Below are 24,933 nucleotides of genomic sequence, written 5' to 3' on the forward strand. Positions count from 1 at the left end.
AAGTTAGGTTTAAGGCTAGCGCGTCGACCATAAGATTATTTTTGTTAAGGCGTTAATACTTAAAGCCATTGATCGATTTTTCCCTTAGCTCAAGATGAATCTCCCCACCTGGATCACTGTCTCTCGCCTGCTGGGGGTGCCGCTGCTGCTAGTGCTGCTGCAATCGCCCAGCCCGGCCCAGCGCTGGTGGGCAGCGGGCATTTTTTTGCTGGCAGCGGGTACTGACTGGCTAGATGGCTATCTGGCCCGCAGACTCAACCAGGTGACGGATCTAGGCAAATTCCTCGACCCGCTGGTGGATAAGCTGCTGGTACTGGCCCCGTTTTTAATGCTAATTGAGCTGGGGCAGGTGCCCGCCTGGGGGGTGTTTTTGATCGTGGCGCGGGAGATTACCATCTCGGGCTGGCGGGTAAACCCGGCTATGCAGGGGAGCGCGGTGCCGGGGGCTAACCTGTGGGGCAAGGCCAAGACGGTGGTGCAGATCGCGGCGATCGCCCTGTTGATCGCCCCCCTACCTCCAGGGTGGGACTTGCCAGCGCAAATTCTCTTCTGGCTGGCGGTAGCTCTGACCCTGGTTTCGGGCGGCATTTATCTGCTGGGGGCAAAATCTAAACGGTAGCGGGCTCGATTTTAGCCCCATGGTTAAGCCTCGCTGGGGAGCGTGGTCTTGAATAACTCCAGCACATGCCCCCATGCCTTGCGGGCGGCTTCGGGGTCGTAGCTGTAGCGCTGATCGCAGAAAAAGCCGTGGTCGGCGTCGGGGTAGCGAAAGATTTGGTGGGGGATGCTGTTTTCCGTCAGTGCGGCCTCGATCTGATCCACTTCCTCAGCCGTAATCAGCGGATCTTTGCCGCCAAAGAAGCCGTAGAGGGTGCCTTTGATCTGAGGGGTAAGAGTGAGGGTGGGGTCGCCGCCGCCCGGCGTCATGGTCGTAATGCCTGCGCCGTAGAAAGAGGCCGTGGCTTTGACCTCGGGTAGGGTCGCCGCCAGGTAGGCCCCATGGCCACCAAAGCAAAAGCCGATGCAGCCCACCCCGTCGGGGATAACGTTGTCTTTGCCGTAGAGGTAGGCGATCGCCCCCTGTATATCGGCCAGCAGTTCCTCAGCCGTCGTCCCCTGTTTGTAGCGGCGGCCTAGCTCCAAATCTTCAGCGGTGTAGCCCACCTCAAAGCCAGGAGCCTGGCGGTGATAGATGTGGGGAGCGATCGCCACATAGCCCGCCCTCGCCAGACTCTCAGCCACCTCGCGGATGTGGCTGTTGACCCCAAAGACTTCTTGAATGACCACGACGGCCCCAAAGCGCCCAGAGTGCGACGGCTCGGCCAGGTAGGCCAGAATTTCGGTATCGCCGCTGGGGATGGAAATGGTTTCGGTGCGCACTGGAGATGTCATTGGGCTAGGTCGTTGCCAACTCTCTTACCTTAACGTCGGCATGGCTGCAATTGTCAAAAATCATTGCGGTAGCCGGAGCTAGGGCTCAAAAACCAGCGACTTTTTTAGAATCGTCCTAAATTGGCAGTACAGCCAGTGTATTTAGTCTGAAGAGAACGGCACGATGTATCTGGCAACAGCCTGGAGGTAGTTTGGTGGTGCAGTTTCATATTCAGCCCGACAGCGAAATACCGGCGTCGACCCAGCTGTACGACCAGGTCTGGTTTGCGATCGCCTCGCGGCAATATCCCCCCGGCTATCGGCTGCCCAGCACCCGCCAGCTGGCCATGCAGACGGGCCTGCACCGCAACACCATTAGCAAGGTCTATCGCCAGCTCGAAGACGCGGGGGTAGTCGAGGCCATGCCCGGTTCGGGCATCTACGTGCGTGAGCAAAACAGCACCGACAGCGCCCGTCCCCAGACCGTACTCTGGGCCGAGTTTCCCCAGGCGCGGGAGGTGGTGGAGTCGGGGCTAGACGAGCTGCTGCGCCAGGGCTGCTCGCTCAACCAGGCGCGGGAGCTGTTTCTCGCGGAGATCGACTGGCGGCTGCGCTGTAGCGCTCGAGTGCTGGTCACCACTCCGGGCCAAGACATTGGCGCGGGCCAGCTGATGGTGCGCGAGCTAGAGGCGGCGCTCAAAATTCCTGTGCAGCTGGTGCCCCTTGAGGAACTCGATACGGTCTTAGCCCAGGCGCGATCGGGCACGGTGGTGACCAGCCGTTATTTCATTAGCGAAGCCGAGGCGATCGCCGCTCCCAAGTCGGTGCGCGTCATCCCCGTCGATATCTACGACTACAAAAAAGAATTGGGCCTGCTGAAGGATCTGCCCAAGGGCACCTGTCTCGGCATGGTCAGCGTCAGCTCGGGCATTTTGCGGGCGGCGGCGGTGATCAGCTACAGCCTGCGGGGCGACGAGATTTTGCTGATGAGCGCCCAGCCCGACGATGCCTACAAGCTCAATGCCGTCATCCACAGCGCCCAGACCATCGTGGTCTTTGATGAGGCCAGCTTGCCCACGGTCAAAGAGGCGATCGCTGCCGCCCGCGACGACCTGATTCGCGCTCCCAAGCTGATCATCTGTGACAACTACATCGGCGAAAAATCGATTCTGCTGCTCAAGCGCGAGCTGGGGTTAGACTGACGCGGCAACCGTTGACTACGGTAAGTGGCCTCAACCGTTCCAATTGACCACCAGCGATGAAAAGTCGCGATCGCAGGGCTGAAACCCTGTCTTCACGCCGCTGCGGCGGAGACCTCCGGTGGCGCTGTCAAACCCGACCATCTCGCCGCCCAGCTCAGGAATGATGCGACAGGCGTACAGCCCTGCTGACTCTGGCAGCAGCACGTGGGGCCGGTCACCAACGTTGCCCAGTTGGGCATGGGTAAACCCCTGGAGCCCCCCTGCCCCCTGAGTGGAGGGGGCAAAGTCATACTTTGCCCAGGTAGAAAACACCAGCTCGTAGTGGCCCTGACCATTGCGGTAGATCTGGGGCACCTCCATTTCGGCATAGCAGCGGGGGCGGGCCAGGGGCTCTAGGTACTCCCAGGGGTCGTTGAGCGGGTCATTGCCCTGGAGGCGGAGAAGGGCGATCGCCCCGTTTCGGCCCAAGTCATCTGCCGCCACCTTGGCCGAAACCAGCATGTAGGTCTGACCGCGATCGCGAAACAAAAACGGGTCACGCCAGGCGTGAATGGTGAGATCTCCAGAGACACTTTGGCGCTGGTAGCCCTGCCCTGGCTGAATTTGTAGCAACGAGAGCTGCCACGGCCCTTGCAGGCTAGGGGCGTAGGCGGCTCCTATGTGCTGGGTCATACCATCGTCCAGAAATTGGTCTCTGGAGGTGAAAAACAGCAGAAATCCGCTGGAGACTTTGACCACATCCCCTGTCCAAAGGGAGGTGTTGGCCCAGTGGTTTTTGGCCGCAGTCAGAACTTGGTAAGCCGCCTCGCTGCCCCAGGCCATCTGGATGAAGTCGGGGGTAGTGGCATAGCCGATGCAGGCGTTGTAGGGGTGGTGGCCCAGCGGCACCAGGGCCGGGTCGGCGTTGAGGTAAAAAACGTGAAAGAGCTGGTCGGCGGGGTTGAAGTAGTACCAAAAATCCCAGACGTAGCGGCTAGGGTGTTGCAGGGTGGGAAACATTGAGGAGCAAGCGGCAGGGCAAGAACTCGAAAGGACTCTAGCAAATCTTGGTGAAAGCCGTGGGCCGTTCTTGGGTGAGCATTGCGGTAAGTTGGTAAAACCTGCTCAGAGAACGGGTCTTTTTTAGTTGCAGTTACGCTGAATCTAACTGTCGCTGTGAGGGGCGATCAACTCAACCCATGCCTAAGCCTTTGGATATTGACGCCTTTTTGCAAGGCCCAGGCCCCATTCTGGATGTGCGCAGTCCGGGGGAGTACGCGCACGGGCACATTCCCGGCGCGGTGAGTTTTCCGCTGTTTACTGACGAAGAACGCGCCCAGGTGGGCACCTGCTACAAGCAGGTGGGTCGTGAGGCCGCAGTGGAGCTGGGTTTCGACATTGCTGGCCCCAAGTGTGGCGAGTTTATTCGCGCTGCCAAGGCTCTGGCCCCCGATCGCCAGCTGCGGGTGCACTGCTGGCGGGGCGGCATGCGCAGCGGCGGCATGGGCTGGATTTTGGAACTGGCCGGGTTTGCGGTACATATCCTGGAAGGGGGCTACAAGGTCTATCGTCGCTGGGTGCGAAAAACCCTGGCCACCCCCCAGCCGATTGTGATCCTCGGCGGCATGACGGGCAGTGGCAAGACCGAGATTCTCCACGCCTTGGCGGATTTGGGGGAGCCGGTGCTGGATCTGGAGGGGATGGCTAACCACCGGGGCAGCAGCTACGGAGCACTGCTGCTGCCGCCCCAGCCCTCGACAGAGCACTACGAAAATCTGCTGGCGGAGCAGTGGGTGAGGTTCTCTAGGGAGAGTCAAGGACTGGCCTCAACGGGGCAACGGCCCATTTGGCTGGAGGCTGAAAGCCGTCGGGTGGGCATCTGTCGCATTCCTGACGAGCTGTTTGCTCAGATGGAGACGGCCCCGGCGGTGGAGGTGGTGCGATCGCTCGATGAGCGGCTAGATTTACTGGTGGAAATTTACGGCGAAGCCGATACTACAGGGCTGGTGGAGGCGACTCAGCGGATTCGGAAGCGGCTGGGGGGCGATCGCACTCAAGCCGCCATCCAGCATATTCAATCGGGCCGTCTGCGCGAGGCCTGCGCCATCATTCTCGACTACTACGATCGCAGCTACCGTTACGACCTAGAGCGACGCGGCAAAGTCATTCCCCAGATCGATATTGCTGGCCTGTCGCCCCAGGGCAGCGCCCGGTTGTTGATTGACAAACTTTCTCATCTTCACCAAGGCTCTGTAGACACAGCCGCCAGATAAAGCAAAAAAAAAGCGGCCAAAACCTAGGTTTTGGCCGCTCTGGTTATCTATAGCTGATCTATGGCCTAGGGCAAGTTTGCCTAGGAGTTGGGCTCGGCGGTGACGTTGGTAGCGCCGTCTACGGTGAGGGCGACTTTCTTCGCCTGCTCTAGCACACTTTCAGCATCGGGGTTGTACTTGAGCACCACGGTAGAGCCGGTTTGGGCCACCCACAGACCCACGCTGTCAGAGATGTTGGCTTGGTCGAGGGCCAGGGCCACGCGCTTGGCCAGACCGCTCTCGTCAAACTGACCGTCGATGCCCACCTTGGCAGGGTCGATAGAAGCGGCGGCGGCAGCCTGCTGCACGTTGATTTTGGGGGCAGCTTTAGCTTTTTCTTCTTCTTTTTTGCCAAACAGTTTGCCTAGAAAACCCATGACGTATCTCCTAATGTATTTAATTCCGTTCTCATCTGGGCGGCATGGCCCTGGAGCCGGGCTCCCCGCGCATTGTCAGGGACATCACCGTACCAGACTGGAACTTAGCAGCAAATGGTAAAGGATCGATAAAGGGGTGCCAAGGCTAACTCGATACAATTGCATTGCCAGCTTTTAGGTCGTTGGGCTGATGCGCTCTGTGGAGTGCGCTCTCTGGGGTGCACCCTCTGGGGTGCGCTCTCTGGGGTGCGCTCTCTGGGGTGCACCCTCTGGGGCTAGACCTTTGGGCTAAGATAGAAAGCTGGCAATGCATTCGCCATTACCTTTTACCGCTATCGCCATAGGTCTGCCATGAGCAAGGGTACGCTGTTCGACAAAGTTTGGGATCTTCACACTGTGGGCACCCTGCCCTCGGGGCAGACCCAGCTCTTCATCGGGCTGCATCTGGTGCACGAGGTCACCAGCCCCCAGGCCTTTGCCATGGTGCGCGAGCGGCAGCTCACGGTCATGTACCCCGATCGCACTGTGGCCACCGTAGACCATATTGTGCCTACCGAGAGTCAGGCCCGCCCCTTTGCCGACCCCCTGGCCGAGGCCATGATGCAGGAGCTGGAGAAAAACTGTCAAGACTACGGCATTCGCTTTTACAACATTGGCTCGGGCAGCCAGGGCATTGTGCATGTGATTGCGCCGGAGCAGGGGCTGACCCAGCCGGGTATGACGATCGCCTGCGGTGACAGCCACACCTCTACCCACGGGGCCTTTGGGGCGATCGCCTTTGGCATTGGCACCAGCCAGGTGCGCGACGTGCTGGCCTCCCAAACCCTGGCTCTGGGCAAGCTCAAGGTACGCCGCATTGAGGTCAATGGCGAGCTGGCCCCCGGCGTCTACGCCAAAGACGTGATTCTGCACATCATTCGCCATCTGGGGGTGAAGGGCGGCGTCGGCTACGCCTACGAGTTTGCGGGCAGTGCGATCGAGGCCATGTCGATGGAAGAGCGCATGACCCTGTGCAATATGGCGATCGAGGGCGGCGCCCGCTGCGGCTACGTCAACCCCGACCAGATCACCTACGACTATTTGCAGGGGCGCGACTTTGCCCCCCAGGGTGAGGCGTGGGATCAAGCCGTGGCCTGGTGGAATACCCTGCGCAGCGACGCCGATGCTGAGTACGACGATCGAGTGGTGTTTGAGGCCGCCGATATTTCCCCCACCGTCACCTGGGGCATCACCCCCGGTCAGGGCATTGGCATCAACGAAACCCTGCCCATCCCTGACAGCCTGCCCGACGAAGACCAGGTGCTGGCCCAAGATGCTTTTGTCTATATGGATCTCACCCCCGGCCAGAGCCTCAAGGGTACGGCGGTGGACGTGTGCTTTATCGGTAGCTGCACCAATGGCCGCATCAGCGACCTGCGTGAAGCTGCCAAGATCGCCCAGGGCCACACCGTAGCCCCAGGGGTAAAAGCTTTTGTGGTGCCGGGTTCGGAGCGGGTGAAGCAGCAGGCCGAAGCCGAAGGACTCGATAAGGTCTTTACTGCTGCGGGCTTTGAATGGCGCGAGGCGGGCTGCTCGATGTGCCTGGCCATGAACCCCGACAAGCTCCAGGGGCGGCAGATCAGCGCGTCGTCGTCAAATCGGAACTTCAAGGGACGCCAGGGCTCGGCCTCGGGGCGCACCCTGCTGATGAGCCCGGCCATGGTGGCGGCGGCGGCGATCGCCGGTCAGGTCACTGACGTGCGAGATTATCTGGCGGTTTCCTAGAAACGTGGGTCGCAGGGGATGGTAGGCGATCGCTGGGGAAGGTCTGGCGACCCATGCTAAGCATCGCCCCCAAAGGTATCGCAGACAGCCAAAACTCATTGAATTGGTGTGTCAGATCACAGATGTTAATGAATCATTTCCCTGGGCTTAACCTAGTTGGGGGGCTCTCTTAATTTTGGGCGTTGAAGATAAGGCTGGGTACGTTGCTATCGCTAGGTTGGGATCCATCCTCAAGATGCCCAGTTGTGGGGGTGAGAGGGCGATCGCCCTGCTTTAGCAATCGGCAACTTGCCCGGGCGAACTCTAGGTATCCCCGTGTCTCTAACTGCAACCACCGCTGCCCGTGACGCTGCCCTCAACCATCATCATCATCAGACCTTCATTCAGCTGCTAGAGCAGCTCTATCGAGAACGCGCTCTGGTGCCCTACGCCGCAGGTCGGCCCATTCCCCTGCGGGCTGATGAGGTGCTGGTGATTTGCCGAGGCATTGCGCAGCTATTCACCATTCAGCAAGACGGTAGCGAAACCCTGCTGGGTCTGGCGGGGCCGTCGATGCCGGTGGGTCTACCCCTGACTACCGTTGACCCCTACTGGGCCACCGCCCTCACCGATGTGGATATACTGTCGCTGCCCATGGCCGAGATTGAGGGGTCGCCAGTGCTGATGGCGGGCATGTTTCGCCATCTAAATCTGCGGTTGCAGCAGGCGGAGGCCTGGTTGGCTCTCTCGGGCAAGCGCCTAGTGGCCGATCGCCTCAAGCAGTTTTTGCTCATGCTGGCCAAAGACTTTGGCCATGTCGAGCCCAGCGGTATTCGCATTCCTGTGCGGCTGACGCACCACCAGTTGGCCGCCGCCATTGGTACCACCCGGGTCACTGTCACCCGCCTGCTCAAAGATTTTAAGGCTGACGGTTGGTTGACCATTGATCAGCGCTATGTTGTGCTGCATCTTGGCCCCAGATTTCCTGCTAGCCAGCTGCTAAACCCCATGGCCCAGCGCTAACCCTAGACCAGTGGCGGGCCACAGAGATCTACAGCCCCAGGCTGAGGGCTTGGCGCAGGCGTTCGGAGAGCGATCGCCCCGTGCCGCCCCGCTGCACCATAATTAGCTCAGCGCCAATGCTGACGGCAATTTCTTCGGGCGTCAGTGCGCCAATATCGAGCCCGATGGGGCCGTAGATGGTGGCTAGTAGTTTCCTCGAAATGCCGGTCTGTGCGATCGCCCCATAGACCTGTTTTACCCGCTTTTCGCTGCCGATCATGCCGATGTACTGGCAGGGAATGGGTCGCGTCAACAAGCCCTGGAGGGCTTCGAGGTCGTAGGTATAGCCTCGGGTGACCAGGGCAGCGTAGAGGTTTTGGTGGTGGTTGAGGGATGCGATTGCACGATCTATGGGTACTGCAAAAATCTGGCTGGCCTGGGGGTAGTGGTCGGCGTTGGCCCACTCGGGGCGATCGTCCTGCACCGCGATTTGGAACCCGATGTGGTGAGCGACTTTAGCGAGCTGAATACCCACATGGCCTGCGCCGACGATTAGCAGCGTGGGTTGGGGTTGGAGAGTTTGAACGAAGGCGATCGCCTCATCTACGTCAACGGCATCCTCTGCTAGGTAAGGATCGTGAACGCCATCTAAGGGCGTTACTAACGTCACCGCCTGCCCCTGCTGGAGCTGCTGCAAGATTTCAGCCACCAGAGATTTCGCCCCCTCTCCCTGCCAGCGCTCTAGCCACACCCCCATGTGGCCGCCACAAATGCCCTGGGTCTGCCGCTGGGGTGCCCCAGAGAGATCGATTTCGACCAACTGCTTTTCCCCAGTTCTCAGCACTTCATGAGCGTGGTGCAGCACCTTGTCTTCTCCCGCCCCTCCGCCGATGGTGTTGAAGGCTTGGCCGTTGACATCGACCACTAACCTGGCCCCGACTTCCCGGGGCACCGACCCTTTGACCCTAGTAACGGTGGCTAAGACGGCGGGGCCGCGCTCCAGTGCCTGAGCTAGCTGTTGAAAACAACTTACTATCACGGTGCTGTGCTAGCTCACTGCTTCACTAGAGTTCAAAAGCAAGAGTAACTGTTCCGCAAGATCTATCAACTCACCCACCGTATTTGAATTAAGCTCATCGACTTTGAATCCATGGGCAGTAGCATTACGTAATGGAAGAATGTTGGTCAGTAACTGGTAGTTGGCTCTAGAAATTACACCCTCTGCGACCAATGTTTTGATCAAATAAAGTGCATCGAACGTTCTCAGACCGATCTCTTCACTTTTGGCTAATAGCCTAAGTATTGCTTCAACCAAAGACCACGCATACAATAGAGCAGACTCGGGCTGAATTAATGCTAACTGCTTGGCAGAATTCAAGCCAGATGCGATGTCTTGAATTCTCAATTCTCCCTGAAGATGAGAAGGTTTGGCAGGCTCATCATCTTCTTCTGACGCTAACACTACTAATTCAAAACGCCATCCAGGGTGGGCGTCTACGATCTGAGATAAGCTCTTGAGATACTCAGAGTCATTCTTGGCAAGCGGCCTGGCCTTAACCTCAATTACTACGGACTCGTTGTCGCTAAGAGCCAACATGTCTGGCCTATAACTTTTTAGAAAGTCAGGCAATATATCGCGATCGGGTTGAGAAACTACCCTGTAGCCCTTGGCACGATATTCGTTAACAAGCCCTAGCAAGTACGCTCTCTTAGATTCTTTAGCAGTGGCTACCATAGGTTCAAGATATCCTCCTCAGAGGTGCTGGCAACAGCAATGTAGAGAAAGTCATTCCCTCGGGCAAAGCCTTCGGCCAACATGGCCAATCCGTGATCTATCCTCAGGTTTCCAGTCAAATCTCGCTTGCTCACTAGAATATCAATAACCTGCTTGTCATCGATATAAACAAGTCCAATCAATGCGTCTTGAATTGGCTTTACTATATTGTCTACATCCATATCGATGTCATAGAAATAGATGATTCGGAGCATGACCAGGCCGGAGGTTGGCGGTTGCTCGGATGGCCAGTTTTTCTCTGCTTCACTACGAACCTTTGCTCGCCAGGCTCTTAGGTTCTCACGCCTACGAGCTTGTTGTGATACGGGCGGGCCATCAATCACAAACTCGAATCTCACCACACAGCCTATACGCTAACGCCCGTACCGGTGATTGTATTCCCTTCGACAGCAAACTGGTCTCTTCGGACTGTCTACGACACTGCCACCGGCTGAGCCTGAGCCGCCGCCGCCCGCACCCCCTCGATCGCCCATAAAGTCGCCTCCGGGGTTGCAGGCAGCCCCAGCGGCACATAGTCGGCATCGCCAAAGGCTGCCACCGACGCGCGGATCGCCTCCCGCACGGCCATGGCCAGCATGAAGGGCGGCTCGCCCACGGCCTTGCTGCCGTAGATCACCCCATCCTGGGCAGCGCGCTCCAGCAGGTGTACGGTGAACTGCTCAGGAATCTCGCTGATGGTGGGGATTTTGTAGGTGCTGGGGGCAAAGGTGCGCAGGCGGCCTTCGCCGTCCCACACGAGTTCTTCCATGGTCAGCCAGCCCATGCCCTGCACAAAGGCTCCCTCCACCTGGCCCTTGTCCACCAGGGGGTTCAGCGACTCGCCCACGTCGTGGACGATGTCTACCTGGCGCAGTTTGAAGGTGCCGGTAAAGCCATCGACCTCCACTTCGCAGACCGCCGCACCGTAGGCAAAGTAGTAGAAGGGGCGACCCTTACCGAGCTTGGGATTCCAAAAAATATTGGGTGTGCGGTAGAAGCCGGTGGTGGAGAGGCTGATGCGCTCGCTGTAGGCCTGGGTGACCACCTCGTCGAAGGCGATGCGGGCGCTGGGGTAGGTGCGGCAGTAGATCCAGTCGTCCTCGAACACCATATCTTCGGGAGCATCCAGATTCAGCATGCGCACGGCGACGGTGGCCAGGCGATCGCGCAGGATCTCGCAGGCATTTTTCACCGCCTGGCCATTCAGATCTGACCCGCTGGAGGCGGCGGTGGCGGAGGTGTTGGGCACCTTGTCGGTGCTGGTGGGCATCAGGCGAATGCGATCGATCTTGACGCCTAGGGCCTTGGCGGCGACCTGCATCATTTTGGTGTGCAGGCCCTGGCCCATCTCGGTGCCGCCGTGGTTGAGCTGAATGCTGCCGTCGGTGTAGATCAGCGCCAGCGCCCCAGCCTGGTTGTAGGTCACCTTGTTGAAGGAAATACCGAACTTGACCGGGGTGATGGCGAGGCCGCGCTTTTTATAAGGGCTGGTGGCGTTGAAGGCGGCGATCGCTGCCTGCCGCGCCTCGTAGTTAGCGTTTTCCTTTGCCTCTTGCCAGACGCGGGCGAGGCGGTTGTCGACGATCTCCTGGTCGTAGTGGGTGGTGTTGGTAGCCCCGGTGCCGTGGTAGAAGTTGCGATCGCGCACCACATCGGGGGGCAGATTGAGGGCACGGGCGATTCTGTCCATGACTTCCTCAATCACGATCATGCCCTGGGGGCCACCGAAGCCGCGATAGGCCGTGTTCGACACCCGGTTGGTTTTGGCGATGCGCCCCTCCACCACCAGGTTGGGCACGTAGTAGGCATTGTCCACATGCAGCATGGCCCGCCCCAGCACCGGGGGCGATAGGTCTAAGCTCCAGCCGCCGTCTGCCGTCAGCACCGACTTCATCGCCGTGATGGTGCCGTCGTCGTTGAAGCCTACCTCGTACTCGCCGAGAAAGCCGTGGCGCTTGCCGGTGATCAGCATGTCGTGATGGCGGCGCAGGCGACAGCGGGCGGGGCGTCCGGTCTTGTAGGTGGCCAGGGCCGCCGCCGAGGCAAAGGGGTTGGCCTGCGATTCTTTGCCGCCAAAGCCGCCGCCCATGCGAATGCAGGTGCAGACCACCCGGTTTTTGGACAGGCCCAGCACGCGAGCGACGATCTCCTGGGTTTCGGTGGGGTGCTGAGTAGAGGTGTAGAGCTGAAGGTTGCCCTCGCCGTCGGGCACGGCCCAGCTGGTCTGGGTTTCGAGGTAGAAGTGGTCTTGGCCACCGATCTCGACTTCGCCAGTGAACCGGTGGGGAGATTGGGCGATCGCCGCATCCGGGTCGCCCCGACGAATGAACTGGGGATCGCTGTGGTAGCTGTCGGCGGCGATCGCCTCTTTCACCGTCTTTATCGCGGGCAATGGCTCGTACTCCACCACCACCTTCGCTGCCGCTTCCCGCGCCGCCGCCTCGGTTTCACCCACGGCCCACACCACCACCTGACCGTAGTAGTAGACCTCATCCGTCGGCAGCAGCACCTCGTCGTGGACGATCACCCCGGTGTTGTTTTCCCCCGGCACATCCTCAGCGGTCAGCACCGTCACGCAGCCCTCGACCGCCAGCGCCGGGGCCACATCCAGTTTGGTGATCTTGGCGTGGGTGTGGGGCGACAGCACCGGAAACAGTGACAGCATCCCGGCGGGCTCCCGCTGGTCGTCGGTGTAGATGGCGGTGCCGCTGACGTGGGCAACGGCGCTTTCGTGGTGTTTGGGCTTACCGACTGGGCTCATGGGGCAACCTCGTAAGGGAGTTTGGACGGTCTATCCCCTCCTAGGAGGGGCAGGGGTGGGTTTGAGAGAATTTTGGACGGCTTATCCCCTCTTAGGAGGGCAGGGTGGTGAAGAGTTTGGACGGCTTATCCCCTCTTGGGATGGGCAGGGGTGGGTCTGTGAGGATTTGTGATTTTGGATTTCCCCTCCGGGAGAGGAGTGGGTATTAGCTTCGATGGGTGGCGGGCAGTGCCCACCCATCGAGGATCCGGAGGGACTAAGTTACGGAAATTCTACAAAGAACTTCTCGAACAAATTCACCACCAGTCGCTTACGGTACTCGGCGCTGCCCCGCAGATCCGTCAGCGGAGTAAACGCCTCCTGAAGCATGGGTTTTACCGCCTGGATGGTGTCGCCATGCCATGGCTTACCGACCAGAAATTCCTCCGCTGCCGTGGCTCTGGCCGGAGTCGCCGCCACCCCCCCGTAGCCCAGTCGTGCATGCAGAATCTGGTTATCCCCATCCACATCCACGACGAAAGCGGCGGCCACAATGCTGATGTCGTCGGTGCCGCGCTTGCCGATTTTGTAGGACTGCGCCAGGCGGCGGGCCGTCCCCGGTGCGATCGCCTTGGGAATCATGACAGACGCGATCACCTCGCCGGGCTGGAGTTCGGTCTGGCGATAGCCGGTGAAGAAGTTGGCCAGGGGCATTGTCCGCTCTCCCGCCAACCCGGCCAGCTTAAGCGTGGCATCTAGGGAAAGGAGAACCGGTGGCAGATCGCCAATGGGAGAAGCCGTGCCAATGTTGCCGCCGAGCGTCGCCCGGTTGCGCACCTGGCGGGCTGCAAACCAGTGGATCATCTCATCCAGGCTGGGAAAGATGCCGTGGAGGGTGGTTTCGATATGGCTGAGGGGCACCACCGCACCGATTTCGATGAATGCGTCGGTCTGATGAATCTGCTTAAGCTCCGCTACCGCTTCTAGGGAAATCAAAATTGGGTAGTGCTGCCGGTGCCAGCTCATCTCTAGGCCCAGATCTGTCGCGCCTGCCACCAGGGTGGCGTCGGGATGCTGCTGGAGAAGTTCAAGGACTGCTGACAGCTGGGTGGGACGGTGGAACTGTTCGCTGTGGCCGTTGTTTTGCGTGGTGTAAGACAGCGGAGGGAGTTCTGGCGAAACCGAGTTCAACGATTTGGCAAACCGATCTTGGGGGGCAGCCTCCGCCAGCATCTGAGCGGCGTGGCGAATGGGGATGTAGCCTGTGCAGCGGCAGAGGTTTCCCTCGACAGAGAGGTCGTCGGGGGTGCCGTCGTAGTAGGCGGCAAACAGGCTCATAATGAAGCCGGGGGTGCAGTAGCCGCACTGAGAGCCGCCCGTCTCTACCATGGCCGCCTGCACGGGGTGCAGCTGGTCGGCGGTGACGGGTTCTTTCACCAAAGGGCTCTTGGCAATGCGGCCCTGGGCAACGCCCTCTGCCGTGAGCACCTGCCGCCCCGCCACCGCCCCCAGGGGAATCAGGCAGCTGTTGACCGCCTGGTAGTGGGGCTGGCCGTCGGCCCCTGCACCGACGATCGCCACTGTACAGGCCCCGCAGTCACCGTCGCCGCAGCCCTCTTTGGTGCCCGCCCGCCCGCTCAAGCGCAGGTACTCTAGCAGTGTCATCGCCGGAGAGTAGTCTTTGACTGAGACAGACTCTCCGTTAATATTGAAGCTGAGTTGACTGTTGAGTTGTTGGGGCATTGGGGCTCTACCGCATTCAGAAAAGCAACCTCGTTGGGCACAGGCCCATGGGCTATGAGATTAATGTTCAACTTACCGGCGGTTTGGTGACCCAGGCGACAGTTTGAAGAATATTTAATTTCACCCTGGGGCGATCGCCCCAGATCAGCCACCACCTATGCCCCTGACAACTGCCATCGACGCCTCCGTTTTGCTAGAAACGCTGCACTTTGCCGCCGCCAAACACCGCGACCAGCGCCGCAAAGATACCGAGGCGTCGCCCTACATCAACCACCCCATTCGCGTGGCTCAGCTGCTGGCCAGTGAGGGTGGCGTCACTGACTTGGTGACGCTGCAAGGGGCGATTTTGCACGACACCGTAGAAGACACTGACACCAGCCCAGAGGAGCTAGAGCGGCACTTTGGCCCCGAGGTGCGGCGGGTGGTTCTTGAGGTGACCGACGATAAGAGTCTGCCCAAGGGCGATCGCAAACGCCTGCAAATTGAGCACGCTCCCCACCTGTCGCCCCAGGCGCAGCAGATTAAAATTGCCGACAAAATTGCCAATGTTCAAGATGTCATTGCCTCGCCCCCGGCCACCTGGTCGATAGACCGGCGGGTCGACTATCTCGACTGGACAGAGCAGGTGGTCAACGGCTGTAGAGGCTGTAATCCAGCGTTAGAAGCACTGTTTGACCAGGTGTTAGCGGTGGGTCGTCAGGTGCTCAAGGGCTAAAAAATGGCTCTATGCCTGAGCTAAGCGGCGTGGCCTAACCCCAGGGAAATCGGCTGCTTCCCTTCCCCAAGGCTGAGCGGAAGACGGCATCTTCACCGTCTTGCAGCGGGGGCAAGGTTGGCAGAGAGGTTTAGGGCGTGTCATCAATTGCAACCAAAACCCTGGTGGGACAAGCCCTGCCCTGCCCGTCCCAAACAACAGGCTAGGGGCTGTAACCTCTGATCCTTGGGCCATACGCGGACAGCCCCTAGTAGGGGCGACGGTTGAGCACAATGCCGCCGGGGTAGTAGTGGCAGGCCCACACCTCAAGCCGGGCATCTCTGGTGCGGGCCATGGCACAGCCCACCTGCCGCGTGTCGCCCCATACCATTTGTAGGTAGTGGCCGCACTGTTGGCCGGGGGCGCAGCGGTTGGTTGGGTAGGCGTAGTGGTCGCCCTCGGCAATCCACCCAGCGACGGCCTGGCTGGGGGTGGCGTAGGAGCGTCCGGGGCCGGTGCGCCGCCGATGCAGATTTTCGCCGACGGTGCTGCGCCGTCGCTGGCGGTCGGGGCTGTGGTAAAAGGCGTTGTTGGCGACCAAAAAGTCGGCCCACTGCTGAGCTGAGCTGGCTAAATCTGACGACCAGGTCAGCGATCGCACCCCCACCTGCCGCCGCAGATTGTTATGAGCTGTCAATATCTCATCAACCCCCGCCTGGGTGTCTAAGTCATAGACCTTGGTGGTGACGCCTTGGGCCTGGGCTTGGGCCAATGTCAGCATCTGATTGGCAGAGATATGGGCGCGCAGTTCTCTAGCCCCGTCTAAAAACTGCACCTGGTAGACCCACACCCCGGCCCCGGCGACCATTTGTCGGCTACTGCTGAGAACGACTGCCTCTCGCCATTGCCCCTGGTGCAAGACAAACACTAGGCCCTGATGGGCAAGGGCAGCGTCGGTGGGGGCTACCGCTGGGGGCACCCCCTGGGCAACAGCTGACCCTACAACCAAGCTCCCGACGAGTAGGCCAATCCCCAGCCCGATGGCCATACCCCACTGAGTGAAGTAGCGCCCCTGGCTGCTCCCTGGGTTTCTTAGGTTAACCGCTGTACCCACTCTAAAAGCTTTCACTATCATGGTTTGAGGTTTTGCTTTGCAGAGTACCCGTCAGCCCAGAGGTTGCACCAGATCGCCAAAAGTCGCGATGAAGGGCCAGAATCTCGGTCTCTGCCTCGGCAATCGGCCCCCAGACTTGCATGGCTTTTTGGCCGTGGTCAAAGATATAGCGACAGGGCACGTCTAGGGTAGGGTTGGCGGCGTGGTCGCCGGTCAACGTTAGCAACTGCCGTTCTGACACGCCATAGACCAGTCGCCCCACGTTGGCCCAGTATTGGGTGCCCGCACACATGGCGCAGGGCTCGACGGTGGTATAGAGGGTGCAGCCCCAGAGATAGTCTGCCGGGTAGCGATCGCAGGCCGCCCGCAGCAGGGTCGCCTCGGCGTGGTTGACGGTGTCTATGTTGCCCTGCTCTAGCAGCACCGTGGTTTGGTCGGGGCCGACCAGGATGGCCCCAAAGGGGTGGTGCCCTGCCGCCATAGCTGCCCTGGCCACCCGGTTGGCGTGGCGCAGGTGGGCGATCTGCTGGGCTAGAGTTGGGCTACTCGCTGGGCTGCTCATGGCGGGCGCGGTACACTGGCAAGATTCTAGCCTGTATGATCAGACCCCCTATGCTGCGCATCTACGGCAACCGCGCCCTCAAGACCCTGCCCGGTCTCGACACTCGCCCCACCGCCGCGCGGGTGCGCGAGGCTCTGTTTAACATCTGGCAGGGGCGCATCGCAGACTGCCGCTGGCTCGACCTCTGCACCGGCACCGGGGCCATGGGGGCCGAGGCGCTCTGTCGTGGCGCAGCGGCGGTGGTGGGCATTGAGAAAGCTGCCGATGCCTACGCCCTCACCCGCGAAAACTGGCAAAAGGTAGCCCAGCCCGACCAGAGTATCAGCCTGTTTAAGGGCGACGTGGTAAAACAGCTGTCGCGGCTGCACGGACAGCCCTTCGACTGCATTTATTTCGACCCGCCCTACGCCAGTGAGCTTTACCTACCGGTTTTAGAACGGGTGGTGAGCCTCAATCTGCTTCAGCCCACGGGGGAAATCGCCGTCGAGCACAACCCTGAGATGTGGGAACCTGTGGCGATCGCCGGTCTCGATCTGGTGCGCCAAAAGCACTACGGCACCAGTCATCTGGCCTTCTATGCCAAGGCCGCTGGGCGGTAGGTACTACCCGCGATTTTTGATCGTCATCACCTGCACAATCTGTTGGGCCAAGGGGCTGGGGATTTCGAGAATGCGGTAGAGATCTTCGAGAAAAGCCTGCTCTTGGGGGGTGACGGTGCGGTCTGAGAGCACTAGATCGGTGGCGATGGCAAAGGCTGTCTCTCGCATCTCTTGGGAAAGCGTCGCCTTGGCCTGAGCGACGAGCACCCCTGGCCCTTCGGCTTTGAGGCGAGCGAGTACCGTGTCGAAAAGGTGGTGTAGAGCATCGGCAGAGTAGTTGCTAAACAGCGCCATGCGCGACAGCAGCATGGTCATGTCCTGCCCCTCCTGCTCAGCCATGTAGCCGTCGGCAGCGATCGCAACCATGGCAATGCTGGCCAGAGCTTCTGCTGCACCTAGAGATGGATTGGACATGGCACTATCCTTATAGTTGATTGGGCTGCGATTGCCCACCGCCCCTTCTGCTTGCCCCCTATTTTTGCCGCAAAGGGGCTAGGGCGCAATCTAGTCGCCAGGAGTCTTTACAGTGGGTCAGAGAGTGGGGCCTCAACCGGGGCACTGCCATCCGTCAAACTACGTAATTTTGTGATCGATCTCACCAGGGCCGGTGACAAATTCGCTAGGTTCCCCAGAACCTCTGATGGATACTGTAGATGACTCAACTTTAGCCGAGTCATCTACAGGGAACACACAACCAACCGGCAAATCTCTCGGGGTCTGTCGGTTTTTTTCTTTTTGCTGTGAAGAAACGCTGGTCGTCTAGGTAATATCCTCAGAGCTGGGGAACACTGGTGGTCAGCCTTGCTAACTCTCTGGAGTACCCCGTGGCCATTGCCGAAGAGTCGCCCCCCGTCCCGAGTCCGGCTAGACTAGACGCCCGGCCCCAGTGGCTGGCGCGGCTGATTTCCCCCACCAACCACCAGCTCACTCTGGGAGGCCATGTAGCCCTGGCCGGTAGCCTGTTGTTGGGTAGCCTGGTGGTCAACCTGTGGATGTTTTCGTTTGCCAGTAGCCAAGAACGCGACTGGCTCAACCTCGGCACCGTAACCAAAACCGTTGAAGACAGCCAGGCACTCGCCACCAACGTGGGGGCTACCGCTGCCGAGCGCGCCCGCATGGTCGATCAATTTATGCTGGTGCAGGCCCGCACTGAGACTCACGCTCAGGTGATGGGTCTATTTTACAAACTCAACTTTATTGCCTTGGGCACCGTGGGTTTTGCCACCGGGTTGGCTTCGATTTCGCTATTTTTTATCAGCAAGGCGGGCTGGGAGCGGGTCAACAACGCGCTGATCAATTTATTTATTGTGTCGACGGGGCTGGTGATCTTTCACAGCAATCTGATTTTTGTCTTCAAGTTTCAAGACAACATTCGCCTCAACGGCCAGCTCTACGGCGAGTACACCCAGCTCTACAACGCCATTCTCACCTATTGGGCGATTCAGCCCAGCACTACGGAGAGCCCCGATCCGGCGGCATTCATCGTCGCTACCGATCAACGTCTGGCAGAATTGGGCAAAATCACCCTCGATTTTGACGTTAGCCGGGTTGACCAGTTAACTCAGCCGCTGGAGGATCTGGGCCAGGGCTCTCTGCCCGAATGACGCCACTACTGACCGGTCAATCTGCCGATGGCGGCGGTCATGATCTAGCTAGCGATCGCCGCTAACAGCCAAAGCAGTTGATGCTCACCAACAATGCGCAGTACATTAGAATTATAGCCGCCTCACCTCGCCACCCTGCTACCACCCCGAGCCACTGTCTATGCGCCCTGTACTCCCCGATCGCCCTACCCTCGCCTCGCCACCCTATGGCGATTCCAGTACTCCGGTCGAGCCCAGGCCTATCCCCCTCCCTCAGCCTGAGGTCAGTCAGCAATCGCGGTCGCAATTGCGCCCCCTTCGGGCTGCCTTTAATGCGCTGATCGGTGGTGCGGTGCTGGTGGGTCTGGCGGCAGGGGTAGGCTTTTGGCGATCGCCCGATCGGTTTCTCCAGGGCGTGCGGCTCATGCTCACCTCGCCCCCCAGCGAATCCCAGGTAGATGTGCGATCGGTGGTGGTGACTCAGCTGCGGGGGGCCAGCGAATTGACCACGGCGATCTTTGCTATGGAGGCGGTGGTGCCGACCAAGAGCGATCGCACTTTAGCCGGCTACGTGATTGGCTCTACCAACCTGCTCTACATTGCCTACGGCGAGGTGCGGGCCGGGGTCGATCTATCGCAACTCACCAGCGACATGGTGCAGGTCGGCGACGAGTCTTCGATCTATGTAACGCTGCCGCCCGCCCAGATTCTCGACAGCAAGCTCGACCTGAGCAAATCTAACGTCTACGACTACAGCCGGGGGTTTTGGGGCCTGGGGCCAGACGCCGCTCCCGAGCTGCAAGCCCAGGCCCAGCGAGAGGCCCTAGCCAAAATCGAAGCGACCGCCTGTACAGAAGGGCTGCTCACCGAGGCCAATCGTCGGGCCGAGCTGACCGTGGGCCAGCTCCTCGCCACTGCAGGCTTTGAAACCGTCACCGTGATCACCCAGCCGCCCAGCAATTCTGCCTGTGCAGGGCCGATAAATAGCGATACAGTGTTACCGGGTTTACCAGTACCCTCCCTGCCTCAATAGCCTGATCCTCGCATGTTTCAGTTAGCAGTCTGGCTAGGGAGTTAGCCAGGTTGCTTGGGTGGTGATCAGGCCTTGGCTCTGGTCGGGATACTGGGAAATGGAACACCTACAAGGATTGCCATGCTAGAGCTGTATCAGTTTGAAGCCTCTGCGTTTGCCGAAAAAATACGCCTGATTCTCGACTATAAGCAGGTGCCCTACCGCCAGGTCGAAGTCACCCCCGGTGTGGGCCAGGTCGAAGTGTTTCAGCTGTCGGGCCAGCGGCAGGTGCCCGTGCTCAAAGATGGTGAGCAGATTATTCCCGACTCGACGGCGATCGCATTTCACCTCGAAAAAGCCTACCCCGATCGACCCCTCATACCCACCGACCCCAAGCAAAAGGGGCTGTGTCTGGCCCTAGAGAGTTGGGCCGATGAGGCGATCGTGCCCAAGGCTCGGGTTGCCATGGTCGGGGCTTTTAAGCAGCACCCCAACTTTCGCACGGCGCTGCTGCCCAGTTTTACCCCCGCACCGCTGCGTAGTCTAGTAGGGGCTCTGCCCGGCGATATTTTGAACCTGGTGGGCACGGGGGTCGGCTTTGGCCCCGACGATATCAAAATCGCCACCGCTGGCCTGCGCCAGGATCTCGAAGCCCTGGTGCTCATGCTACAAACTAGCCCCTACCTGCTGGGCGATGCGCCCACCCTGGCCGACTTTGCCGTGGCTGCGGCCACCATGTACCTCAAATTTCCCAGCGCTGTGTATGTAGATCTGCCCGAGGGCATTGGCGGCAAGGGGGTGCCCGGCATTGCCGATGTGCCAGAGTTTGAGACGTTTTTTGCCTGGCGCGATCGCCTCTATGCTGAGTTTCGCATGGCCCGCACCAACGTGCCTCCGGCTGGCCCTAGCTCCAGCAGCGGCCCCACCCCCATCAGCATTGACTAGGCCATGACCAAGATTGCTGAAATTCTGGGAGATGTGGTGGGCCGTGACTGCATGCTCCCGCCAACATCCCTCGATCTGCCTGAATACCTGAGCCCAGAGGCGATCGCCTACCCCACCACCGAGGCCGAGCTTTCGGCGGTCATGGTCTGCGCCCATGACCACGGCTGGCGAGTTATACCCTGCGGTCGCGGCAGCAAGCTGTCCTGGGGTGGGCTGGGCACCGGGGTAGATCTGGTCGTCAGCACCGCCCGGCTCAACCAGGTGATCGACCACGCCGTGGGAGATATGACCCTCACTGCCCAGGCCGGGGTAACCCTAGCCGATCTGGCTCCTCAATTGGCCCAGCACAACCAGTTTCTTGCCCTTGACCCGGCCTACCCAGACCGGGCAACCCTCGGCGGCCTGGTGGCGACGGCCGATACCGGCTCTCTGCGCCAGCGCTACGGCGGCCTGCGTGACATGCTGATTGGCATTGCTTTTGTGCGCTACGACGGGCAGATTGCCAAAGCCGGTGGGCGAGTGGTCAAGAACGTCGCAGGCTACGACCTCATGAAGCTGCTGACCGGCTCCTACGGCACCCTAGGGGTGATTTCGCAGCTCACCTTTCGCCTGTACCCGGTGCAAGAGGCCTCTCAGACGGTGGTAGTCACTGGGGATGGCGCAGCGGTAGAGTCTTTTTTGAGCAATCTGCGGCTGTCGCCCCTGACGCCCGTGGCCCTCGATGTGCTTTCTCCTGGGTTGACCCGACACCTTGGCCTAGGGAATGCCCTGGGGCTGGTGGCCCGATTTCAGGCGATCGCGCCGGGGGTAGAGGAGCAGGTCAAAGCGCTGACAGCCATGGTGGGAGCCGGTCTGTCGGCCCAAGTGCTAGAAGGGGTAGCCGATGAAGATCTGTGGACGGCAGCCCGTGAGGCGTTGTTTCCCTCCAACAAGCCCTCTGAGCCAGCCCTAGTGGCTAAGGTGGGCATTGCCCCGGCCCAGGCAGTGGCCTGGCTGAGACAGCTGCCTGAGGATGGCCTGGCTAGAATTCATGCTGGCAGCGGCATAGGAACGCTACGTTTAGGGACAGCTAGGCCAGAGACAGTGGAGGCTCTGCGAGCCAGTCTGGGCAAGATCGCTAGCACCCAAGCTGCTAGAAACTCTAACTACCTCACCCTGCTCGAAGCCCCCGACTCCGTAAAATCTGCCGTGGATGTGTGGGGTTATGACGGCAATGCTCTCGGCGTAATGGGGGCGATCAAGGCCCAGTTTGACCCGCAGCATCGCCTCAGCCCCGGTCGCTTTGTCCTCTGATGGCGCTGTTTTAGTGGTGCTACACAATCCGACAAACCCCACCACAAAACTTCAACAGGTGAACTTTCTAGAACCGAGTTAATTCCCTGGTTAGGGTGGAGTTAACCTGAGATTAGACCCAGCGGAGTCGCTTCATATCTCGCTCGTCGAGCCTTCGTTCTGGGGGCTTTCCTTTACATGCCATCGCTACATGGCAAGGAGTTTTCTATGTCTCAAAATGTTTTGCTAGCCCGGCGCAATGTGGCGCTGGTAGGTGCCTACTCTAGCGGTAAAACCACCCTACTAGAGAGCATCTTGTCGGTGACCGGTGCCATCACGCGCAAGGGTAGCGTCGACGAGGGCAACAGCCTTGGTGATAGCTGCCCTGAAGCCCGTACCCGCCAGATGACCGTCGAGCTCAATGCCGCCAGTACTCAGTACGGCGGCATTTCTTTTACCTTTCTAGACTGTCCGGGGTCGGTAGAGCTACAGCAAGAGACCAGCCACGCCCTGATGGGCGTCGATGCGGCGATCGTGGTCTGTGAAGCTGACCCCAACAAGGTGCTCACCCTCTCCCCCCTGCTGCAATTTCTAGACGCCTGGGAAATTCCTCACCTGATCTGGGTCAACAAGCTCGATCGCGCCAATGGCACCTTTGCTGAGGTGCTCGCCGCTCTGCGCGGCATCTCAGCTCGCCCGGTGATCGCCCAGCAGTACCCGATTCGTCAAAACCACGACCTGGTGGGCTTCATTGATCTGGTGAGCGAGCAAGCTTTTCACTACCATGCCGGTGCCCCCGCCGACCCTGTGCCTCTGCCCTCCTCGCTTCAGACAGAAGAACAGGCCGCCCGCGCCGAAATGCTCGAAACCCTGGCCGACTACGACGACCACCTGCTCGAAGAACTGCTGGAGGATATCGCTCCCCCAGAGGACGAAATCGTCCGCGACCTAAAAATGGAGCTGGGGGCCGACCTGATCGTGCCGGTGTTTTTGGGGGTGGCGCTGAGCGACTACGGTGTGCGCCCCTTGCTCGATGCGCTGGTGAAGGAAGCACCAGAACCCGCCGTCACCTGCGATCGCCGGGGTATTGCCTGCGACGATGCCACCCTGGCCCAGGTGCTCAAGACCTACTACACGCCCCAGGGCGGCAAACTATCGCTGGTGCGGATCTGGTGCGGCGAGCTGAGGGATGGCGACAGTCTCAACGGCAATCGCATGGGCGGCCTCTACGACCTGATGGGCAGCCAGCAGAACAGCCTGAGCCGGGCCGAGGCCGGGCAGATTGTGGCCGTAGCTCGACTGGAGAATGCTCAAACCGGCGACACCCTCACCACAGATACCCTCGCCGGTAACCTCATTGCACCACTCCCCACAGCGCCAGCCATTGCCCCGGTCTATGCCCTGGCCATCACCCCCGCAAAGCGCAGCGACGAGGTCAAGCTCAGCGCCGCCCTGACCAAGCTGCTAGACGAAGACCCATCGCTGTTTTGGGAGCAGCACGGCGACACCCGCGAGGTGATTCTCTGGGGGCAGGGAGATGTGCATTTGAATCTGGCGATCGATCGCCTCAGCCGCAAGTACAACCTGCCTATGACTACCCACCTGCCGCAGGTGCCCTACAAAGAGACCATTCGTGAGGCCAAGGCTGAGGTGCACGGGCGCTACAAGCACCAGAGTGGCGGTCACGGCCAGTTTGGCGATGTCTATCTATCGATTCAGCCACTGCCGAGGGGCGCAGGCTTTTCGTTCCGCGACACGATTGTGGGCGGCGTCGTGCCCAAGCAGTACATTCCTAGCGTCGAAACTGGCGTGCGCGAATATCTCGACCACGGCCCCCTGGGCTATCCGGTGGTAGATGTGGCGGTAACTCTGACCAACGGCTCGTACCACAACGTCGACAGCTCTGACAACGCCTTCAAGCAGGCGGCTCGCATCGCTATGCAAGAGGGTCTGGCCGCCTGTCAGCCCACTCTGCTCGAACCCATCGTCCAGGTAGAAATCTCTGTACCCAGTATCTACACCGCCAACGTGCTGAAGCTAATCACTGGGCGGCGCGGTCAGATCTTAGGCTACGAGGGCAAGGCTGACTGGCCCAGCTGGGATGTGGTCACCGGGCAGCTGCCCCAGGCCGAGATGCAAACCATGATTTTGGAGCTCAGGTCGCTGACCCTGGGGGTGGGCTTCTTTAAGTGGGCCTACGACCACCTCGACCCGGTGCCCGAAAAGCTAACGGAGCGAATTTTGGCCAGCAGTGAGGGCGATCGCTAACCCGAAGATAGGCCGAGGTCAGTGCGCTTAGAAGAGCCACGGCTGATCCTAAGCGCACTCGGGTGGCGAACTGACGCATAGCCATCGCCCCAAAACACTGGCATGCCTCGGCCATAGCAATCCGGCTTTTCCGTTACCCCTTTTCATTAACCAGGGGAGGACAACTTAGCGGATTTATATTACTATATCGTTAAGTAATAAAAGAGGGACTCTTCCATGGCGTCGGAATGGCTCTACGGTCTTTTTGGAGGCCTGCTGATTGGCCTCAGTGCCACTTTTTTGCTGGCGCTCAACGGTCGCATTGCAGGCATTAGCGGCATGGTCAACGGGGCCATTACCTTTGCTGCTGGTGAGGCCTGGCGCTGGCTGTTTTTGGTGGGCCTAGTGGCCGGGGGGTTGATCTATGAGTACGTTTTGGCTCCTCAGCCCACCCCCACCTACGACTTTGCCCCGGTGACCATGGTGGTGGCTGGGCTGCTGGTGGGCTTTGGCACCCGCCTGGGTAATGGCTGCACTAGTGGCCATGGAGTCTGCGGGCTAGGGCGGCTGTCGGTGCGATCGCTGGTGGCGGTGGTTACCTTTATGACCGCTGGCATTGTCACGGTTTTTGTCACTCGGCACCTGCTGGGCTGGGGTTAATT

General features: G+C 59.9%; 24 protein-coding genes. 13 read left to right on the top strand and 11 right to left on the bottom strand.

Going from position 1 to position 24,933, the window contains the following annotated elements:
- The first annotated feature begins 94 nt into the window (after positions 1 to 94).
- Complete coding sequence (gene pgsA, locus AC0QKW_RS21240) at positions 95 to 619, top strand: CDP-diacylglycerol--glycerol-3-phosphate 3-phosphatidyltransferase (protein ID WP_473153101.1); 525 nt, start codon at positions 95 to 97, stop codon at positions 617 to 619.
- A 23-nt stretch (positions 620 to 642) separates the two neighbouring features.
- Here the strand turns inward: pgsA and AC0QKW_RS21245 are convergent, their stop codons facing one another.
- Positions 643 to 1,392, bottom strand: coding sequence for a dienelactone hydrolase family protein (locus tag AC0QKW_RS21245; protein WP_473153102.1), 750 nt, complete (start codon positions 1,390 to 1,392; stop codon positions 643 to 645).
- 194 nt (positions 1,393 to 1,586) lie between these two features.
- Between AC0QKW_RS21245 and AC0QKW_RS21250 the strand changes: the two genes are divergently transcribed.
- Complete coding sequence (locus AC0QKW_RS21250; RefSeq protein ID WP_473153103.1) at positions 1,587 to 2,573, top strand: GntR family transcriptional regulator; 987 nt, start codon at positions 1,587 to 1,589, stop codon at positions 2,571 to 2,573.
- Positions 2,574 to 2,603: 30 nt separating this feature from the next.
- On the opposite strand, the gene AC0QKW_RS21255 is transcribed toward AC0QKW_RS21250, so the two are convergent.
- A complete protein-coding gene (locus tag AC0QKW_RS21255) occupies positions 2,604 to 3,572 on the bottom strand; it encodes a glycoside hydrolase family protein (protein WP_473153104.1) in 969 nt (322 codons plus the stop codon).
- Between the two features lie 179 nt (positions 3,573 to 3,751).
- Between AC0QKW_RS21255 and mnmH the strand changes: the two genes are divergently transcribed.
- The gene (mnmH, locus tag AC0QKW_RS21260; protein ID WP_473153105.1) at positions 3,752 to 4,825 is read left to right on the top strand and encodes a tRNA 2-selenouridine(34) synthase MnmH; all 1,074 of its coding nucleotides are present in this window, start codon (positions 3,752 to 3,754) and stop codon (positions 4,823 to 4,825) included.
- An 80-nt stretch (positions 4,826 to 4,905) separates the two neighbouring features.
- On the opposite strand, the gene AC0QKW_RS21265 is transcribed toward mnmH, so the two are convergent.
- On the bottom strand, positions 4,906 to 5,241 hold the full coding sequence (locus tag AC0QKW_RS21265; RefSeq protein WP_473153106.1) for a hypothetical protein: 336 nt from the start codon (positions 5,239 to 5,241) through the stop codon (positions 4,906 to 4,908).
- Positions 5,242 to 5,592: 351 nt separating this feature from the next.
- Here AC0QKW_RS21265 and leuC point away from each other — a divergent pair, with 351 nt between their 5' ends.
- Both leuC and AC0QKW_RS21275 read left to right on the top strand, forming a co-directional pair.
- Complete coding sequence (gene leuC / locus AC0QKW_RS21270; RefSeq protein ID WP_473153107.1) at positions 5,593 to 7,005, top strand: 3-isopropylmalate dehydratase large subunit; 1,413 nt, start codon at positions 5,593 to 5,595, stop codon at positions 7,003 to 7,005.
- Between the two features lie 315 nt (positions 7,006 to 7,320).
- Complete coding sequence (locus AC0QKW_RS21275) at positions 7,321 to 8,007, top strand: Crp/Fnr family transcriptional regulator (RefSeq protein ID WP_473153108.1); 687 nt, start codon at positions 7,321 to 7,323, stop codon at positions 8,005 to 8,007.
- Positions 8,008 to 8,035: 28 nt separating this feature from the next.
- On the opposite strand, the gene AC0QKW_RS21280 is transcribed toward AC0QKW_RS21275, so the two are convergent.
- The 5 genes from AC0QKW_RS21280 to xdhA all read right to left on the bottom strand — a co-directional run bounded on the left by AC0QKW_RS21280 (position 8,036) and on the right by xdhA (position 14,243).
- Positions 8,036 to 9,022, bottom strand: coding sequence for an XdhC family protein (locus tag AC0QKW_RS21280; protein ID WP_473153285.1), 987 nt, complete (start codon positions 9,020 to 9,022; stop codon positions 8,036 to 8,038).
- 12 nt (positions 9,023 to 9,034) lie between these two features.
- Positions 9,035 to 9,721, bottom strand: a complete 687-nt coding sequence (locus AC0QKW_RS21285; protein WP_473153109.1) for a hypothetical protein — start codon at positions 9,719 to 9,721, stop codon at positions 9,035 to 9,037.
- Positions 9,715 to 10,119, bottom strand: a complete 405-nt coding sequence (locus tag AC0QKW_RS21290) for a RusA family crossover junction endodeoxyribonuclease (protein ID WP_473153110.1) — start codon at positions 10,117 to 10,119, stop codon at positions 9,715 to 9,717. Before AC0QKW_RS21290 ends, AC0QKW_RS21285 begins: the two co-directional genes overlap by 7 nt.
- 74 nt (positions 10,120 to 10,193) lie before the next feature.
- Complete coding sequence (xdhB, locus tag AC0QKW_RS21295) at positions 10,194 to 12,521, bottom strand: xanthine dehydrogenase molybdopterin binding subunit (protein WP_473153111.1); 2,328 nt, start codon at positions 12,519 to 12,521, stop codon at positions 10,194 to 10,196.
- Between the two features lie 261 nt (positions 12,522 to 12,782).
- Positions 12,783 to 14,243 (bottom strand): xanthine dehydrogenase small subunit, encoded by a 1,461-nt coding sequence (gene xdhA, locus AC0QKW_RS21300; protein WP_473153112.1) that lies wholly within the window; start codon positions 14,241 to 14,243, stop codon positions 12,783 to 12,785.
- A gap of 157 nt (positions 14,244 to 14,400) precedes the next feature.
- Between xdhA and AC0QKW_RS21305 the strand changes: the two genes are divergently transcribed.
- Positions 14,401 to 14,958: an HD domain-containing protein gene (locus AC0QKW_RS21305; protein WP_473153113.1), complete on the top strand. Its 558-nt coding sequence runs from the start codon at positions 14,401 to 14,403 to the stop codon at positions 14,956 to 14,958.
- Between the two features lie 247 nt (positions 14,959 to 15,205).
- On the opposite strand, the gene AC0QKW_RS21310 is transcribed toward AC0QKW_RS21305, so the two are convergent.
- Together AC0QKW_RS21310 and AC0QKW_RS21315 are read right to left on the bottom strand one after the other, a co-directional pair.
- Complete coding sequence (locus AC0QKW_RS21310) at positions 15,206 to 16,072, bottom strand: CAP domain-containing protein (RefSeq protein ID WP_473153114.1); 867 nt, start codon at positions 16,070 to 16,072, stop codon at positions 15,206 to 15,208.
- On the bottom strand, positions 16,053 to 16,613 hold the full coding sequence (locus AC0QKW_RS21315; protein ID WP_473153115.1) for a nucleoside deaminase: 561 nt from the start codon (positions 16,611 to 16,613) through the stop codon (positions 16,053 to 16,055). The genes AC0QKW_RS21310 and AC0QKW_RS21315 overlap by 20 nt, the downstream gene beginning before the upstream one ends.
- 35 nt (positions 16,614 to 16,648) lie before the next feature.
- Here AC0QKW_RS21315 and rsmD point away from each other — a divergent pair, with 35 nt between their 5' ends.
- Positions 16,649 to 17,212, top strand: a complete 564-nt coding sequence (gene rsmD, locus AC0QKW_RS21320; RefSeq protein ID WP_473153116.1) for a 16S rRNA (guanine(966)-N(2))-methyltransferase RsmD — start codon at positions 16,649 to 16,651, stop codon at positions 17,210 to 17,212.
- A gap of 3 nt (positions 17,213 to 17,215) precedes the next feature.
- Here rsmD and AC0QKW_RS21325 read toward each other — a convergent pair whose 3' ends face one another.
- A complete protein-coding gene (locus AC0QKW_RS21325) occupies positions 17,216 to 17,626 on the bottom strand; it encodes a tellurite resistance TerB family protein (RefSeq protein WP_473153117.1) in 411 nt (136 codons plus the stop codon).
- A 377-nt stretch (positions 17,627 to 18,003) separates the two neighbouring features.
- Between AC0QKW_RS21325 and AC0QKW_RS21330 the strand changes: the two genes are divergently transcribed.
- From AC0QKW_RS21330 to AC0QKW_RS21355, 6 genes are all read left to right on the top strand, one after another.
- Positions 18,004 to 18,816: a hypothetical protein gene (locus tag AC0QKW_RS21330; RefSeq protein WP_473153118.1), complete on the top strand. Its 813-nt coding sequence runs from the start codon at positions 18,004 to 18,006 to the stop codon at positions 18,814 to 18,816.
- 160 nt (positions 18,817 to 18,976) lie between these two features.
- Positions 18,977 to 19,828 carry a DUF4230 domain-containing protein gene (locus AC0QKW_RS21335; protein WP_473153119.1) on the top strand — a complete coding sequence of 284 codons (852 nt, stop codon included), beginning with the start codon at positions 18,977 to 18,979 and terminating at the stop codon, positions 19,826 to 19,828.
- A 120-nt stretch (positions 19,829 to 19,948) separates the two neighbouring features.
- Positions 19,949 to 20,752: a glutathione S-transferase family protein gene (locus AC0QKW_RS21340; protein ID WP_473153120.1), complete on the top strand. Its 804-nt coding sequence runs from the start codon at positions 19,949 to 19,951 to the stop codon at positions 20,750 to 20,752.
- 3 nt (positions 20,753 to 20,755) lie between these two features.
- Positions 20,756 to 22,045, top strand: a complete 1,290-nt coding sequence (locus tag AC0QKW_RS21345) for an FAD-binding oxidoreductase (protein WP_473153121.1) — start codon at positions 20,756 to 20,758, stop codon at positions 22,043 to 22,045.
- 207 nt (positions 22,046 to 22,252) lie between these two features.
- On the top strand, positions 22,253 to 24,292 hold the full coding sequence (locus AC0QKW_RS21350; RefSeq protein ID WP_473153122.1) for an elongation factor G: 2,040 nt from the start codon (positions 22,253 to 22,255) through the stop codon (positions 24,290 to 24,292).
- A gap of 216 nt (positions 24,293 to 24,508) precedes the next feature.
- Complete coding sequence (locus AC0QKW_RS21355; protein WP_473153123.1) at positions 24,509 to 24,931, top strand: YeeE/YedE family protein; 423 nt, start codon at positions 24,509 to 24,511, stop codon at positions 24,929 to 24,931.
- Positions 24,932 to 24,933 lie beyond the last annotated feature (2 nt).

It is taken from the genome of Pseudanabaena sp. PCC 9330, assembly GCF_055795045.1.